This is a genomic window from Modestobacter sp. VKM Ac-2977 (genome assembly GCF_026968045.1).
GTDB lineage: Bacteria > Actinomycetota > Actinomycetes > Mycobacteriales > Geodermatophilaceae > Modestobacter.
In genome coordinates, this window is sequence record NZ_JAPVBQ010000002.1 from 287793 (window position 1) to 302440 (window position 14648).

General features: G+C 72.7%; 15 protein-coding genes. 3 read left to right on the forward strand and 12 right to left on the reverse strand.

The features are described from left to right. The first annotated feature begins 383 nt into the window (after positions 1-383). From O2V63_RS09000 to O2V63_RS09010, 3 genes are read left to right on the forward strand one after another with little or no spacing between them, the layout of a single operon-like run. A complete protein-coding gene (locus O2V63_RS09000) occupies positions 384-548 on the forward strand; it encodes a hypothetical protein (protein ID WP_269167200.1) in 165 nt (54 codons plus the stop codon). 45 nt (positions 549-593) lie between these two features. Then, positions 594-746: a hypothetical protein gene (locus tag O2V63_RS09005; protein WP_164699637.1), complete on the forward strand. Its 153-nt coding sequence runs from the start codon at positions 594-596 to the stop codon at positions 744-746. 47 nt (positions 747-793) lie between these two features. Next, positions 794-2065 (forward strand): D-arabinono-1,4-lactone oxidase, encoded by a 1272-nt coding sequence (locus O2V63_RS09010; RefSeq protein ID WP_269167201.1) that lies wholly within the window; start codon positions 794-796, stop codon positions 2063-2065. Here O2V63_RS09010 and O2V63_RS09015 read toward each other — a convergent pair. The 12 genes from O2V63_RS09015 to O2V63_RS09070 all read right to left on the reverse strand — a co-directional run bounded on the left by O2V63_RS09015 (position 2062) and on the right by O2V63_RS09070 (position 14626). Further along, entirely contained in the window at positions 2062-3003 is a 942-nt protein-coding gene (locus O2V63_RS09015; RefSeq protein WP_269167202.1) for a CapA family protein, read from the reverse strand. The two genes, O2V63_RS09010 and O2V63_RS09015, sit on opposite strands and share 4 nt — an antisense overlap. A 326-nt stretch (positions 3004-3329) precedes the next feature. Beyond that, a complete protein-coding gene (locus O2V63_RS09020; protein WP_331253835.1) occupies positions 3330-3917 on the reverse strand; it encodes a class I SAM-dependent methyltransferase in 588 nt (195 codons plus the stop codon). 275 nt (positions 3918-4192) lie between these two features. Further along, positions 4193-5029: a polyphosphate kinase 2 gene (gene ppk2, locus O2V63_RS09025; protein WP_269167204.1), complete on the reverse strand. Its 837-nt coding sequence runs from the start codon at positions 5027-5029 to the stop codon at positions 4193-4195. Positions 5030-5113: 84 nt separating this feature from the next. After that, on the reverse strand, positions 5114-6121 hold the full coding sequence (locus O2V63_RS09030) for a sugar phosphate isomerase/epimerase family protein (protein ID WP_269167205.1): 1008 nt from the start codon (positions 6119-6121) through the stop codon (positions 5114-5116). Beyond that, on the reverse strand, positions 6121-7308 hold the full coding sequence (locus O2V63_RS09035; protein ID WP_269167206.1) for a Gfo/Idh/MocA family protein: 1188 nt from the start codon (positions 7306-7308) through the stop codon (positions 6121-6123). The genes O2V63_RS09030 and O2V63_RS09035 overlap by 1 nt, the downstream gene beginning before the upstream one ends. Before the next feature lie 70 nt (positions 7309-7378). Continuing rightward, positions 7379-8437, reverse strand: coding sequence for a substrate-binding domain-containing protein (locus O2V63_RS09040; RefSeq protein ID WP_269167207.1), 1059 nt, complete (start codon positions 8435-8437; stop codon positions 7379-7381). A 114-nt stretch (positions 8438-8551) separates the two neighbouring features. After that, positions 8552-9715, reverse strand: coding sequence for an ABC transporter permease (locus O2V63_RS09045; RefSeq protein ID WP_269167208.1), 1164 nt, complete (start codon positions 9713-9715; stop codon positions 8552-8554). Then, positions 9715-11268: a sugar ABC transporter ATP-binding protein gene (locus tag O2V63_RS09050; RefSeq protein WP_269167209.1), complete on the reverse strand. Its 1554-nt coding sequence runs from the start codon at positions 11266-11268 to the stop codon at positions 9715-9717. Before O2V63_RS09050 ends, O2V63_RS09045 begins: the two co-directional genes overlap by 1 nt. 379 nt (positions 11269-11647) lie before the next feature. Continuing rightward, on the reverse strand, positions 11648-12847 hold the full coding sequence (locus tag O2V63_RS09055; protein WP_269167210.1) for an ROK family protein: 1200 nt from the start codon (positions 12845-12847) through the stop codon (positions 11648-11650). Positions 12848-12903: 56 nt separating this feature from the next. Further along, positions 12904-13344, reverse strand: coding sequence for a flavodoxin family protein (locus O2V63_RS09060; protein ID WP_269167211.1), 441 nt, complete (start codon positions 13342-13344; stop codon positions 12904-12906). 17 nt (positions 13345-13361) lie between these two features. After that, positions 13362-14129, reverse strand: coding sequence for a creatininase family protein (locus O2V63_RS09065; protein ID WP_269167212.1), 768 nt, complete (start codon positions 14127-14129; stop codon positions 13362-13364). Positions 14130-14161: 32 nt separating this feature from the next. After that, positions 14162-14626 (reverse strand): RidA family protein, encoded by a 465-nt coding sequence (locus O2V63_RS09070; RefSeq protein WP_269167213.1) that lies wholly within the window; start codon positions 14624-14626, stop codon positions 14162-14164. Between the last annotated feature and the right edge of the window lie 22 nt (positions 14627-14648).

Sequence of the window (14648 nt, forward strand, 5' to 3'; positions counted from 1 at the left end):
GGGAGGAGGGCAGGGTGGCGCGTCCAGGCATGCGGGACTCCGGTGTCCGTGGTGGTCCACCGGCGTCATCGCGCGGTGGCGGGAGCCGTGCCCCGCAGCACCAGGAACGGCGAACGGGGTCGTGCCCTCGGTCAGTCCGGTGGAACGCGCCCGACCGTAGGGAGGTCAGCGGAAGGGTGTCAATGGGACGTCTGGGCTGCGCGCGTGGCCCGGGATCACGGCTCCGAGTCGGCTCCGACGTCTGGATCGTGCTCGGGCTGGGCATGGAGCTGGTCGACCCGGGCGAACCGAGCCCGGGGACCCGAGCCCCTCCGGCGGCCCGGCGTGGCCTCACGGTCCACGAGTGCGCCGCGGTGGGGCTCCCGTCCTGGGAGGAGAGACCCATGGCCGACACCCCCGACTCCGGTCACTCGGACGAGCCGGGCCTGCGCCAGCAGATCGCCAACGGCGGCTGGCAGCTGTACGCCCTGGAGTTCGCCGCGCTGCTGGTCGTCTTCGGCTGGCTGTTCGTCACCGTGTACTTCGGCGGCGGGGAGGGCCCCTGGTGACCCGGTGCCGCGTTTCACCCCGACCTCCCCGGGCAGGCACCCGTCGTGCGTGAGATGGACCCCAAGGACCCCAGCACCCTCTACGCCGAGGGGCCCGTCGCCGACGAGCCACCCGACGACGACGTCCCCGAGTCGTCCCCCGTCCGTGACTCCGGGGGGACCGGGCCGGGGCCGGACGACCTCGACCGGCTGCTCTGACCGACGTCTCGCCCGACGCGGACGGCGGACCTGCGGGACACTGGGGTGTGACCGAGGCACCCGTCGCACTGGCGACCACGAACTGGGCAGGCAACCACACCTATCGCGCGACGCAGCTGCACCGGCCGGAGTCGCTGGCCCAGCTGCAGGAGACGATCGCGAACGCCCGGCAGGTGCGGGTGCTGGGCTCGAGGCACTCCTTCACCGCCATCGGGGACAGCGCCGAGCTGGTGTCGCTGGAGGCGATGACCTCCGACCGGGTCGACGTGAGCAGCGACCGGCGCACGGTCACCGTCGATGCGGGCCTCCGGTACGGCGAGCTGGCTGCCGCCCTGCACCAGGAGGGCCTGGCGCTGCACAACCTCGCCTCGCTCCCGCACATCTCGATCGCCGGCGCGGTGGCCACGGCCACCCACGGATCCGGTGTCGGTAACGGCAACCTGGCGACGGCGGTCGCCGGCCTCGAGCTGGTGACCTCCAGCGGGGAGCTGGTCCGGTGCGCCCGCGGCGACGCCGACTTCGACGGCATGGTGGTCGGGCTCGGTGCGCTCGGGGCGGTCACCCGGATGACCCTCGACGTCGAGCCGACCTTCGACGTGCAGCAGCGGGTGTTCGAGCAGCTGCCCTGGGACGCGCTCTACGGCAACCTGGACGAGGTGCTGTCGGCCGGCTACAGCGTCAGCCTGTTCACGCTGCTGGGACCGAGCGTGGACATGGTCTGGGTGAAGTCCCGCACCGAGGTCGCCGACTCCCCCGCCGGTGACCTGTTCGGCGCCGTCGAGGCCGCCGCCGAGCGGCACCCGCTGCCGGGCATCGACCCCGCCCCGGCCACCGCGCAGCTGGGCAGCGCAGGCCTCTGGTCGGACCGGTTGCCGCACTTCCGGATGGGCTTCACCCCGAGCAACGGCAACGAGATCCAGTCCGAGTACCTGCTGCCCCGCACCGCAGGGGTGGAAGCGCTGGAGGCGCTGCGCTCGCTGGCGCACCGGATCCGGCCGCTGCTGCAGATCTGCGAGATCCGCACGATCGCCGCCGACGAGCTGTGGATGAGCACCGCGTACGGCGAGCCCACCCTCGGCCTGCACTTCACCTGGCTGCCCGCCCAGGCCGACGTCGAGGAGCTGCTGGTCGAGCTGGAGGCCCAGCTGCTGCCGCTCGGCGCCCGCCCGCACTGGGGCAAGCTCTTCCTCGCCGACGCGGCCACCCTCGCCCCGCGGTACCCCCGCCACGCCGACTTCCTCGCCCTGGTCGACCGGCTCGATCCGCGCGGCGCCTTCGGCAACGACTGGCTCACCCGGCACGTCCTGGACGTCGGCTAGTCCGCCGACCGCCGAGGTCGGGTGGGGGCGTCGGCGAGCCCGGCGCAGGCGCGGAGGGCGGCGAAGTCGACCTCCGCGCGGTCGGCGTCCGGCCCCGTGAGGGGTCGCGGGATGCCCGTGTCGTCGATCCGCGCCGGTACGAAGTCCGCCTGGAGGACCTCTCCGTCGTCGACGGTGAGGTCGAGGACCCCGGTCTGGACGGAGATCTCCGAGAGCGAGCGCCACCAGACGAAGTTGCCGAGGCCGTAGGCGACGTACGTCTGCCCGAGCCACCCGGCTCCCTGCAACTGGTGGGCGTGGGTGCCCACGACGATGTCCGCACCGACGTCGGACAACTGCTGGGCGAGCGCCTGCTGCAACGCCGTGGGGCAGCTGTGCTCCTCCTGGCCCCAGTGCAGGTAGACCACCACCGTGTCGGCCTGCTGCCGTGCTGCGGCCACCGCCTGCAGCAGCCGATCGGTGTCGAAGGCCGACGCCACTCCGCCCCGACCCGGCCCGGCGGAGTACCGCGCCACGGTCTCGTCGGGCACCTGGTCGGCGCCCAGCACCGCGATGCGCTCGCCGCGGATCGTCACCAGGTGGGGCGCGAAGGCGGCGGCGTCGTCGACGCCGAGCCCGACCAACGGGAAGCCCCGCTGTCGAGCGGCGTCCAGGCTGTCGGTGAGCCCGACCGGTCCGAAGTCCACGCCGTGGTTGTTGGCCATGCTCACCACGTCGACGCCGGCCACCCGCAGCGCGTCGAACACCGACGGCGGTGCGCGAGAGGTGAACGACTTGTCCTCGGCCGTGCCGCGGTCGGTCACCGCGGTCTCGAGGTTGACGACGGTCAGGTCGGCGCTCCCCAGCAGCGGACCAACCGATGCAAGGGCGGTCTCCGGCTGCTGCTGGAAGCGTTCGGTGAGCCGGCCGGCGGTGTGCACGTCCCCGGCGAAGGCCAAGACGACCGGTCTCGGCTCTGGAGGACTGCTGCTGGAGGTGGGAGCGGGCCTCTGCGACGGGGACTCACTCGTCGTCCGTTCCGCCGTCGTGCTCCGAGGCTCCGGCGCCGCCGAGCATCCGGTCACCGTCAGGGCGGCGATGAGGCAGACGAGGCGACGGGCCATCTCCGGGAACCTAGCTCAGCGGGGGCGGGCGGCCTCGCCCCACATCACCGGCTCGAACTGCCGTCTACAGCCGACGCCCTCCGTGGCCATGGCGGTGTACCTCTCCAGCTGCTCGCGTCGACGTCCGGGGTGCCTCTTAGTGGCCCACCATGGGACACGGGCTACGGGCGGCGAAGCACGTACTGGGCGAAGATCCCATCGGTGGAGTACTCCGCCTGCTCGATGGTGAAGCCAACTCTCTGTGCGATGGCTTCCAAGACCCAGGTGTAGGTCGAGTGTTCGTCACGGACATGCTCTTCGTAGTCGGCCCTGCTCCAGCCTTCAGCATCGACCGAGCCTCCGGTCGCGCACCACGCCTCCAGGCGGCTCTCCGCTTCGGCCGGCTCGAAGTTGTAGACCACATCCCATAGACGCAAGAGCCCACCGGGCCGCAGAGCAGTGTGCAGCCGGGCGAATGCCACGCCCTTCCAGAAATCGGGAACGTGGTGCAGGGCGTAGCGCGAGTAGATGACATCGGCGGGCGCCCCGTGGTGTTCGTAATCGAGGAAACCGGCCTGCACCACCTCGACGTTGTCCATCCCAGCGCGGTCGAGCTTCCCCCGAAGTTCAGCAAGCATCACGGGTGAGACGTCGACTGCGACTGCGCGGGCGCAGTGTGCAGCCACCGCCAGTGCGAACTGCCCCGTCCCGGTGCCGAGGTCGACGACGACGGCGTTCTGATCTAGCCCCAGGTTCTGGAGCAGCGCCACCTCCCCGGGGGCACCGGCGTCCTCGATTGTGTCGTACCGGGCGACGTGGACCGGGTCGAGATTCTCTCGGCCCGCGGTCGCCACTTGGTCAAGGCGCCACCCTGGCTCGATCGCTGAACGCGGAGCAACGGACATGCCGCATCTTGGCACGCCCGCTCAGGGTCCTTCGACACACACCGTGTCCCTGAAGCCGCCTTCAGGGCGGACGTTGCCGGCGCGGCGCCAGCTCAGCTCGGCCGAGGGTGCGGTCCGAAGGCGCGGCCGCCCCGAGCGGCTCAGGGGACGATGTCGGGGACGATGTGCTGGCTCTCCTTGGGCGGGCGGAGGTAGTCCTCCTCCACCGGCGGCCGGGGCGGCAGCTCCGGCGCGGACGGGGTCAGGTCCTCGTACGGCACCTGGGTCAGCAGGTGCGCGATCACGTTGAGCCGGGCGCGCTTCTTCACCTCGGCCTCGACGACCCACCAGGGCGCCTCGGGGATGTCGGTGGCGGCGAACATCGCGTCCTTGGCCCGGGAGAAGTCGACCCAGCGGTTGCGCGCCTCCAGGTCCATCGGGCTCAGCTTCCAGCGCTTCGTCGGGTCCTTGAGCCGCTTCTGGAACCGGGCCTCCTGCTCGGTGTCACTGACGGAGAACCAGTACTTCACGACCGTGATCCCGCTGCGCACCAGCATCCGCTCGAACTCCGGGCACGACCGGAGGAACTCCTCGTACTCCTCGTCGGTGCAGAAGCCCATGACCCGCTCGACGCCGGCGCGGTTGTACCAGGAGCGGTCGAACAGCACCATCTCCCCCGGGCCGGGCAGGTGCGCCACGTACCGCTGGAAGTACCACTGCCCCTTCTCCCGCTCGGTCGGCGCCGGGAGCGCGACGACGTGCGCGTGCCGGGGGTTGAGGCTCTCGGTGATCCGCTGGATCGCACCGCCCTTGCCGGCGGCGTCGCGGCCCTCGAAGAGGACGACGACCCGCAGGCCCCGCGCGCGGATGTGCTCCTGCTGCTTCACCAGCTCCGTCTGCAGCCGGGACAGTTCCTTCTCGTAGAACTTCGTGTCGACCTTGCCGGTGGACTCCGGCGTCTCCTCGACCGACGACGTCGGACCCGGTGCGCTGACCATGTGACGAGCATCACGTGCTGACCGGCTGGGGGCAAACGGTGCACCGTCGGGCTGCGGGACCCCGTGGCCCCGCAGCCCGACGGGTCAGGCGCCGCTGGAGAAGGCGGCGTCGAAGGCCGCGTCCGGCGGGTCGAACGCCAGCCGGCGGACGAACTCCAGTGCCTCCGGCGCCCCGACCAGCCGGTCCATCCCGGCGTCCTCCCACTCCACGGAGATGGGCCCGGCGTAGCCGATGGTGTTGAGCATCCGGAAGCAGGCCTCCCACGGGACGTCGCCGTGCCCGGTGGAGACGAAGTCCCAGCCGCGCCGCGGGTCGGCCCAGGGCAGGTGCGACCCCATCCGGCCGTTGCGCCCGTTGCCGACCTGCTTCTTCGCGTCCTTGCAGTCGACGTGGTAGATGCGGTCCTTGAAGTCCCAGAGGAAGCCGACCGGGTCCAGGTCCTGCCAGACGAAGTGGCTGGGGTCCCAGTTCAGCCCGAACGCCTCGCGGTGGCCGATCGCCTCCAGGGCGCGCACCGTCGTCCAGTAGTCGTAGGCGATCTCCGAGGGGTGCACCTCGTGCGCGAACTTCACGCCGACCTCGTCGAACACGTCCAGGATCGGGTTCCAGCGGGCGGCGAAGTCGGCGTAGCCCTCGTCGATCATCGACTCGGGCACCGGCGGGAACATCGCCACGGTCTTCCAGATCTTCGACCCGGTGAACCCGACGACGACGTCGACGCCCAGCGCCCGCGCCGCCCGCGCGGTCGCCTTCATCTCCTCCGCCGCACGCTGCCGCACTCCCTCCGGGTCGCCGTCCCCCCACACCCGGGGGTGCACCATGCCGCGGTGCCGCTCGTCGATCGGGTCGTCGCAGACGGCCTGGCCGTTGAGGTGGTTGGAGATGGCGAACACTGACAGGCCGTGCCGGTCGAGCAGGTCCAGCCGCTCCTTGACGTAGCCGGGGTCCTCGGCGGCCCGGACGACGTCGAGGTGGTCGCCCCAGCAGGCGATCTCCAGGCCGTCGTAGCCCCACCCGGAGGCCAGCCGGCACACCTCCTCGAACGGCAGGTCGGCCCACTGGCCGGTGAACAGGGTGACGGGGCGGGGCATCAGCGGTCTCCTTCGATCTCGGTGAAGGTGGAGTTGTCGGCGGCGCTGCGCTCCACGGCGGCCAGCACCCGCTGCACCTGCAGGCCGTCGGCGAACGACGGCGTCGGCTGCTCGCCGGCAGCCAGCGCGGTGACCAGGTCGACCACCTGGTGGGTGAAGCCGTGCTCGTAGCCCAGCCCGTGACCGGCGGGCCACCACGCACCCACGTAGGGGTGCTCGGGCTCGGTGACGACGATCCGGCGGAAGCCGGCCGTCGTGGCCGGTTCGCCGCCGTCGAAGAAGTGCAGGACGTTCATGTCCTCGAAGTCGAAGGCCAGGCTGCCGGCCGAGCCGTTCACCTCGATCCGGATGGCGTTCTTCCGGCCGAGGGCGAACCGGGTGGCCTCGAAGGTGCCGAGCGCTCCCCCGGTGAACCGGCCCAGGAAGACGGCGGCGTCGTCGACGGTGACCTCGCCCATCCCCTCGCCGCCGACCCCGCCGAGCTTCCCGCTGCTCGCCGGCAGCGGCCGCTTGTTCACGAAGGTCTCCAGCAGCGCGCTGACGCCGGTGAGCGTCTGCCCGGTGATGAACTGGGTGAGGTCGACGATGTGCGCGCCGATGTCGCCCAGCGCGCCGGAGCCGGCCTTGTCCTTCTCCAGCCGCCAGGACATCGGCGCGGCCGGGTCGGCGATCCAGTCCTGCAGGTACTGGGCCCGCACGTGCCGGATCTGCCCGAGCCGGCCCTCGGCGACCAGCTGCCGGGCGAGGGTGATGGCCGGCACCCGCCGGTAGGTGAAGCCGACCATCGCCCGCACCCCGGACCGAGCAGCCCGGTCGGCGGCCTCCGCCATCGCCTCCGCCTCGGCCACCGAGTTGGCCATCGGCTTCTCGCACAGCACGTGCTTGCCGGCCGCCAGCGCCGCGATCGCCATCTCGGCGTGGGTGTGGCCGGGGGTGCAGATGTCGACCAGGTCGACGTCGGGCCGCTCCAGGACCCGGCGCCAGTCGGTCTCGGTGTCGGACCAGCCGAGCCGCCCGGCAGCCGCGGCGACCCCGTCCGGGTCACGGCCGGCCAGCACGGTGAGCTCCGGGGCCAGCGGCAGGTCGAAGAAGCGCGGCGCGGTACGCCACGCGTGGGAGTGCGCCGCGCCCATGAAGGCGTGGCCGATCAGTCCGACGCGCAGCGCCGGCCGGGCAGGGAGGGTCATCGCAGGCTCCAGGGGTGGGACCGGTGCCGTCGGTGACCGGAGGGGGTCACCGACGGCACCGGGGGTGCGGTCAGGACTCGAACGCGTCGTCGATGTACTGGTCGACGTTCTCGGCCGTGACCACCGGCGCGTTCAGCACGATCTCCCGCGGCACCTCCTGGGACACCAGGTCGGACATGCTCTTGCCCTGGGCGATCAGGCGGGCGAGCGCGATGCCGTCGGCGGCCTGGGTCGCCGGGTAGATGACGGTCGCCTCCAGCACCGAGTCACCGGACTGGATGTCCCGCATGGCGTTGGCAGAGCCGGCCCCGCCCACCATGAAGAACTCGTCGCGGCCGGCGTTGTTGATCGCGGCCAGCACGCCGACGCCCTGGTCGTCGTCGTGGTTCCACAGCGCGTCGATCTCGGGTGCGGCCTGCAGCAGGTTGGCCGCCGCCTCCTCCCCGGACTCGACGGTGAACTCTGCGGCCACCCGGTTGTCGACGTCCAGGCCGCAGTCGGCCAGCGCGTCGGCGAAGCCCTGGCTGCGGTCCTGGGTCAGCGGCAGCGAGTCGATGCCGGCGATCTCGGCGACGACGGCGTCGGGCTGGTCGCCCAGCCGCGAGCAGATGTAGGTGCCGGCCGAGACGCCCATGCCGTAGTTGTCGCCCAGGATGGTGGCCCGGGCGGCGAACGGGCTGGAGAACTCGCGGTCGACGTTGATGACCGGGATGCCGGCCTCCATCGCCCGCAGCGCGACCGGGGTGAGCGCGGCGCCGTCGAAGGGCAGCAGCACGATCGCGTCGACGCCCTCGTTGATGAAGGTCTCGACCTGGGCGATCTGGGCGCCGACCTCGTTGGTGCCCTCGGCGACGATCAGGTCGACGTCCTCGTGCCGGTCGGCCTCGGCCTGGGCGGCGTTGCTGATGCCGGCCATCCAGCCGTGGTCGGCGGCGGGTGCGGAGAAGCCAATCCGCACCGTCTCGCCGGTCTCGTCGTTGGAGCTGGCGACGACGTCGCCACCGCCCTCGTCGGACCCGGAGCTCTCCGGGGTGTTGCTGGTGCAGCCGGCCACCAGGACCCCGGCGCCGAGCAGGCCGACGGTGGTGGTCAGCAGGCGACGGTGCGGACGCTGCCTCGTTGCAGACATGTTCTCTCCTCGTGGATCGCCGCCCTGGCTGCGCCGCCAGGGAGTCGGGTGGTGCGCCGGCTGGCCGGGAGGCCGTCCGGAGGTCAGGTGTGGGAGGTCGGGGGGCGGGCGGGGTCAGTGCGGCGGGCGGCCGCCGGAGTCGCCGGGGCGGGCGCCGGCCGGTCCCCCGGCGGTCGCCGAGCCACCGGGCAGGGCGCCGGCCGGGTTGCCCGGCGCCGCGGCGCCACCGCCACGCGCCTTCTTCCGGGGACGCACCCCGCCGGTGGCCAGCCGCTGCTGCAGCAGGACGGCGATCACGATGATCACGCCCTTGGCGACCGCCTGCGCGGAGCTGGACAGGTTGTTCAGCACGAAGACGTTGCTCAGCGTGGTGAAGATCAGCACGCCGAGCACGGTGCCGACGATGGTGCCCCGGCCGCCGATGAGCAGCGTTCCGCCGATGACGACGGCGGCGATCGCGTCCAGCTCGTAGAGGGTGCCGTGGGTGGAGCTGCCGGTCGTCGTCCGGGCCATCAGCATGACCGCCGCGATGCCACAGCAGACCCCGGACAGCACGTACAGCCACACGGTGTGCCGCTGCACCCGGATGCCGGCCAGCCGGGCGGCCTCGGCGTTGCCGCCGACGGCGAAGGTGCGGCGGCCGAAGGTCGTGCGGTTGAGCAGCACCCAGCCGGCCGCCGCCACCAGCGCGAAGATGATCACCAGAGTGGGGATGCCGAGCACGTCGCCGGCGAAGAACTCGATGAAGCCGCGGTCCTGGACGATCTGCGTCCGCCGCTGGGCGATGATCTCCGCCAGGCCACGGGCAGCCGCGAGCATCGCCAGGGTGGCGATGAAGGCCACCAGCTTCCCGTACGCGATGACGATCCCGTTGACCAGTCCCGCCCCGGCGCCGACGAGGATCGCGGTGGCCACCATGACGATCCAGTGGAAGTCCTCGGCCATCGCCTGAGTGGCCAGCGTGGTCGCCCAGATCGAGGAGAGGGCGACCAGCGCGCCCACCGACAGGTCGATCCCGCCGCCGATGATCACGAAGGTCATCCCGACGCTCACCACGCCGATGACGGCGGCCAGGCGGAGGATCGTCAGCACGTTGTCCACGTCGACGAACCGCCCGGGCGCGGTGAGGGCGCCGACCACGCAGAGCACCAGCAGGGCCACGACCAGGCCGAGGTTGCGGCCCAGCGGGCCGGCCAGCAGGCCCGGCCCCTTGCCCCCGCCGTCGGAGGCGCCGGCGGCGCTGCCCGCCGGCGGAGTCGCAGTGGTGGTCTCGCTCATCACGCCACGTCCCCTTCGCGTGCGGCGCCCGGGGTCGGGGCCGCTCCTTCCATGACCAGGTCGAGCACGCGGTGCTCGTCGAGCTCGTCGGCCGGGCCGCGGGCGACGATGGCGCCGTCGGCGATCACCAGCACCTGGTCGGCCAGGCCGAGCACCTCCGGGATCTCGCTGGAGACGACGACCACGGCCACGCCGCGGTCGGCCAGCTCCCGGATCAGTGCGTAGATCTCCGAGCGCGCCCCGACGTCGACGCCCCGGGTGGGCTCGTCGAGCAGGAGCACCTTGCAGTCGCGGAGCAGCCAGCGGGCCAGCACGACCTTCTGCTGGTTCCCGCCGGACAGCGTGCGCACCTCGGGTTCGACGTCGACCGGCCGCAGGTCGAGCGCCTCGGCCTGATCCCGGGCGGCCTGCTTCTCCGCTCCCCCGGACAGCAGGCCACCGCGGGCGAACCGGGCCAGGCTGGACAGCGTGATGTTGCGGTAGATCGGCTCGCTCAGCAGCAGGCCCTGGCTCTTGCGCTCCTCCGGCGCCAGCCCGACCCCTGCGTCCACGGCGGCGGCCACGTTGCCGGGCCGCAGCCGGCGTCCGGCGATCTGCACCGTGCCGGTGGTGGCCCGCCGGGCCCCGTACACCGTCTCGAGGATCTCCGACCGGCCGGAGCCGACGAGCCCGGCCAGGCCGAGCACCTCCCCCGGGCGGACGGCGAAGGAGACGTCGCTGAACGTCCCGGCCAGGGAGAGGTCCTGCACCTCCAGCACCGGTTCGGCGGTCTGGCCGGGGAACTCGCGGCGGGTGGGGAAGACGTACTCGATCGTCCGGCCGGTCATCAGCGTGATGACCTCCCGGGTCGAGGTCTCGGCCGCCGGCAGCCCGGTGGCGACCGTCCGGCCGTCCTTGAGCACGGTGATCCGGTCGCCGACCTCGCGGATCTCCTCCAGCCGGTGGGAGATGTAGACGACGGCGACCCCCTCGGCGGTGAGGTCGCGGATGACCTGGAAGAGGTGCTCGACCTCCTCGCTGTCCAGCACCGCCGACGGCTCGTCCATCACGATGAGCCGCGCGTCCTGGGACAGCGCCCGGGCCATGCTGACCATCTGCTGCGCGGCTGCCGACAGCGAGCCGACCTCGGCGGTGGACCGGATCTCCGGGTGTCCCAGCCGGGCCAGCAGCTCCCCGGCGGCCCGGTTGGCCTGGGCCGGCCGGGTGATCCCCAGGCGGGACCGCTCCCGGCCCAGGAAGACGTTGTCCGCGACGGACAGCCCGGCCACCAGGTCGAGCTCCTGGTAGATGGTGGCGATGCCCCGGGACATCGCGGCCTGCGGGTCGCCCAGGGTGACCTCGGCGCCGTCCCAGGTGATCCGGCCCTCGTCGGGCTGGTGGGCGCCGGCGAGCACCTTGATCAGCGTGGACTTGCCCGCGCCGTTCTGACCGAGCAGGCAGTGCACCTCACCGGCCCGGACGTCGAGGTCGACGCCGTCGAGGGCGCGGACGCCGGGGAACTGCTTGACGATGCCGTGCATCTCCAGCAGCGGCGTCGCCGACGGAGCGCTCACGCGGGGACCCCGTGCCGGGCGAACAGGACGCCGGTCATGCCACCACTCCAGACTTATGCTCAGCACTGAACAGAAGTACGTCAGGCGGGACACTATGTCCGTCGTCACACAGGGGTCAAGAGACCGCGGCGGCGTTACCGAACCGCAACGACAGAAGGTCAGCCGCGAGGCCGCCGGCGTCCGGGGCATCCGTGCCGTCGCGCTCGCCGGGTCAACCCGGTGCCGGAGGGGTTGACCCGCGTGCGCCTGCGGCTCAACCCCTCACCGTCCGGGTCAACCCGGGCTTGGCGCGCCGATGAGGTCGTCAGCCCGGGCCGACCAGCCGTCGTCCGGGCACGTCGGCCTGGGAACGGACTGCCCGAGGGGACGGACCCCGAGGTCAGCGGGCGGTCGGGGCCTCGGCGGAGTCGGCGTCGGCGCGCCCCACCTGGTAGGCGGAGTCCTCGTCCAGGAAGCCCTCGATCGCCATCAGCGCGGCACCGAGCCGCCCGGACAGGTCCGGCGCCGCGCTCACCGAGATGTCCAGTGCGCGGGCGGCCAGCGGCAGGGAGCGGCCGTAGACGGCCTCCCGGATGCCGGCCAGCAGCGGCGGCCCGGCCTGCGCCACCCCACCGGTCATCACGATCCGGTGCGGGTTGAAGAAGTTGACCAGGCTGGCCAGCACGGTGCCGATCGTCCGGCCGGCGTTGCGGACCAGCTCCAGGGCCGGCCCGTCACCGTGCGCGGCCAGCTGCACCAGCTCGCGCGTCGTCGTCACCGGCAGGCCGGCTGCCAGCGCGTCGCGGAGCAGGGCACCGCCACCGGCGATCGCCTCGAGACAGTTCTCGTTGCCGCACCGGCAGAGGACGGGCTCCCCGTGCGGCGGCGGGACGGAGATGTGCCCGATGTCGCCGGCGCTGCCCTGCGCACCGCGGTAGACCTGCCCGTCGACGACGATGCCGCAGCCGATCCCGGTGCCGACCTTGATCACCAGCACGTCCTCGGTCGACCCGGCGATGCCCATCTCGCCCAGCGCCATCACGTTCACGTCGTTGTCGGCGAAGACCGGGCAGTCGTACCGGCCGAAGGCGCTGGGGATCGGGTGGTCGTGCCAGCCCGGCATGATCGGCGGGTGCACCGGCCGGCCGGTGGAGAACTCCACCGGACCGGGGACGCCGACGCCGACGGCGCACACGTCGGCCGGGGTCAGGCCCGCCTCGGCCAGCACACCCTGGGCCAGCCGGTCGACCTCCGCCAGCACCGGGCCGGGGCCCTCCGCGATGTCGATGGGGTGGCCCACCGTCGCCAGGATCTCCGCGGAGAGGTCGGTGACCGCGACGTCGACGCTGGTCACGCCCAGGTCGACGGCGAGGACGCACCCGGCCTGGCTGTTGAAGCGCAGCAGCGTCGGCGGCCGCCCACCGGTGCTCCAGCCGCGGCCGCCCTCCTCGAGCAGGTTGGCCGCGATCAGCTGGTCGACCCGGGCACTCACCGTGTTCCGGGACGAGCCGGTCAGCGCGACGAGTTCGGCGCGGCTCCGCGCCCGCCCGGTGCGCACGTGGTGCAGCAGTGCGCTGGCCGAGGCGGAGGTGGAAGCCACGCCGCCATGGTGGCACGCGCGGCGGTGACCCGGCGGCGGTCATCGTGCGCGCGCTGTCACAGACCGACCGCGACCGTCGCCGCCAGCTCCCGGCACGCCTCGAGGTCCTCGGCCCCCGGCGCCCCGGTCAGGCTCAGCGGTGCCGCCACCTGCCGCCAGTCCAGCGCACCGGTGATCCGCTGCACGCTGGTCAGGGCTCCGGCGGTGTCGTCGTTGCCGTGCACGTAGACCCCGTACGGCAGCCCGGCTGTGGCGTCCAGGCACGGGTAGAAGACCGTGTCGAAGAAGTGCTTGAGCGCACCGGACATGTACCCGATGTTGGCCGGCGTCCCGAGCAGGACGCCGTCGGCGGCGAGCACGTCCGCCGCCCCCGCCGACAGCGCGGGCCGCACGGTCAGCTCGACCTCCTCCACCAGCGCGACGCCCTCGCGGACGGCGGTCAGCACCGCCTGCAGGGCCGGCGAGGGCGTGTGGTGGACGACCAGCAGGCGCGGCATCCCGGCATCCTCCCCGCTCAGGGCAGCGTCCGCACCGCCTCCAGTCGCTGGGTGAAGTGGGCCGCGAGCGCGTCGGCGACCCGCGCCAGGCACAGCTCGCCGATGGCGGTGGAGAGCCCGTGCGCGTCGCCCATGACCCCGGTGTCGGAGATCGCCCCGATGCCGCCGGTGAACATGCGCTGCAGCAGGGCGTCGTCGACCGGCCCGGTGTAGCCGCGGACCAGCCGCTCGGTGCGCACCTGCCCAGGCCGGAGGGCGGCGTAGACGGAGGACTCCGCGACGTCGGCGTGCCCACCGACCCGCTCGGGGTCTCCCCCGGCGTCGGCGACGGCGGACCGCCAGAGGTCGACCAGGCCGAGGAGGTCGGAGTAGACGACCACCCGGCAGTCCGGGCCCACTGCGGCGTCCAGCCGTGCCTCCATCTGCGCCAGCGGGGCGAAGTTCCCGCCGTGGGCGGAGAAGCAGAGGATGGACCGGAAGCCGTGCGCGGCCAGGCTCTGGCAGTAGTCGGTGTAGACCGCCTCGAACGTCTCCGGGCGCAGGCTGATCGTCCCGGCGAAGCCCATGTGGTGCGGCGAGACGCCCACCCGGATGGTGGGGGCGACCAGCGCCGTCCCGAGCCGCTGTGCCAGCTCCACCGCCAGCCGGTCGGCGTGCACCGCGTCCACGTCCAGCGGCAGGTGCGGGCCGTGCTGTTCCACCGCGCCGCACGGCACGATGACGTCGCACCGCCCGTCCGCGAGCGCGGCCTGCACCTCGTCGGAGGTCATCGTCTCGAGCAGCACGTCATCTCCTGAGGGCTCGGCGGGGATCGGGCTCACGCGGTGACGCGGACGACGGCCTCGATCTCCACGGCGATGTCGAACGGCAGCTCGGCCATGCCGACGGCCGACCGGGCACCACGGCCGACGTCGCCGAGCACGTCGACGAAGAGGTCCGAGCAGCCGTCGATCACGGCGGGCGTGCGGTTGAAGCCGGGCCGGCAGTTGACCATCCCGAAGAGCTTGACCACCTGCTGCACCCGACCGAGGTCGCCGAGCTCGGCGCGCAGCGCCGCGAGCAGCTGCAGCCCGGTGAGCCGCGCGGCCTCCCGCGCGGTCTCCAGGTCCAGGCCACCCTCGCCGACCTTGCCGGTGACCAGGGTGCCGTCGGGCCGGACCGGGCCCATCCCGGAGAGGAAGACCAGGTCCCCGGCGGCCATGGCCGGCAGGTAGTTGCCGCCCGGGCCCATCGGCGAGGGCAGTTCCAGTCCGAGCTCGCGGAGCCGTGCGTCGACGTCCATGGGCGCATCCTGGCCTGCGGCA

Excerpts from the sequence above, each read along its gene's own strand:
- O2V63_RS09040 (WP_269167207.1), bottom strand. The coding sequence starts at position 8,437 with ATGTCTGCAACGAGGCAGCGTCCGCACCGTCGCCTGCTGACCACCACC.
- O2V63_RS09000 (WP_269167200.1), top strand. The coding sequence starts at position 384 with ATGGCCGACACCCCCGACTCCGGTCACTCGGACGAGCCGGGCCTGCGC.
- ppk2 (WP_269167204.1), bottom strand. The coding sequence starts at position 5,029 with ATGGTCAGCGCACCGGGTCCGACGTCGTCGGTCGAGGAGACGCCGGAG.
- O2V63_RS09030 (WP_269167205.1), bottom strand. The coding sequence starts at position 6,121 with ATGCCCCGCCCCGTCACCCTGTTCACCGGCCAGTGGGCCGACCTGCCG.
- O2V63_RS09060 (WP_269167211.1), bottom strand. The coding sequence starts at position 13,344 with ATGCCGCGCCTGCTGGTCGTCCACCACACGCCCTCGCCGGCCCTGCAG.
- O2V63_RS09045 (WP_269167208.1), bottom strand. The coding sequence starts at position 9,715 with ATGAGCGAGACCACCACTGCGACTCCGCCGGCGGGCAGCGCCGCCGGC.
- O2V63_RS09070 (WP_269167213.1), bottom strand. The coding sequence starts at position 14,626 with ATGGACGTCGACGCACGGCTCCGCGAGCTCGGACTGGAACTGCCCTCG.
- O2V63_RS09035 (WP_269167206.1), bottom strand. The coding sequence starts at position 7,308 with ATGACCCTCCCTGCCCGGCCGGCGCTGCGCGTCGGACTGATCGGCCAC.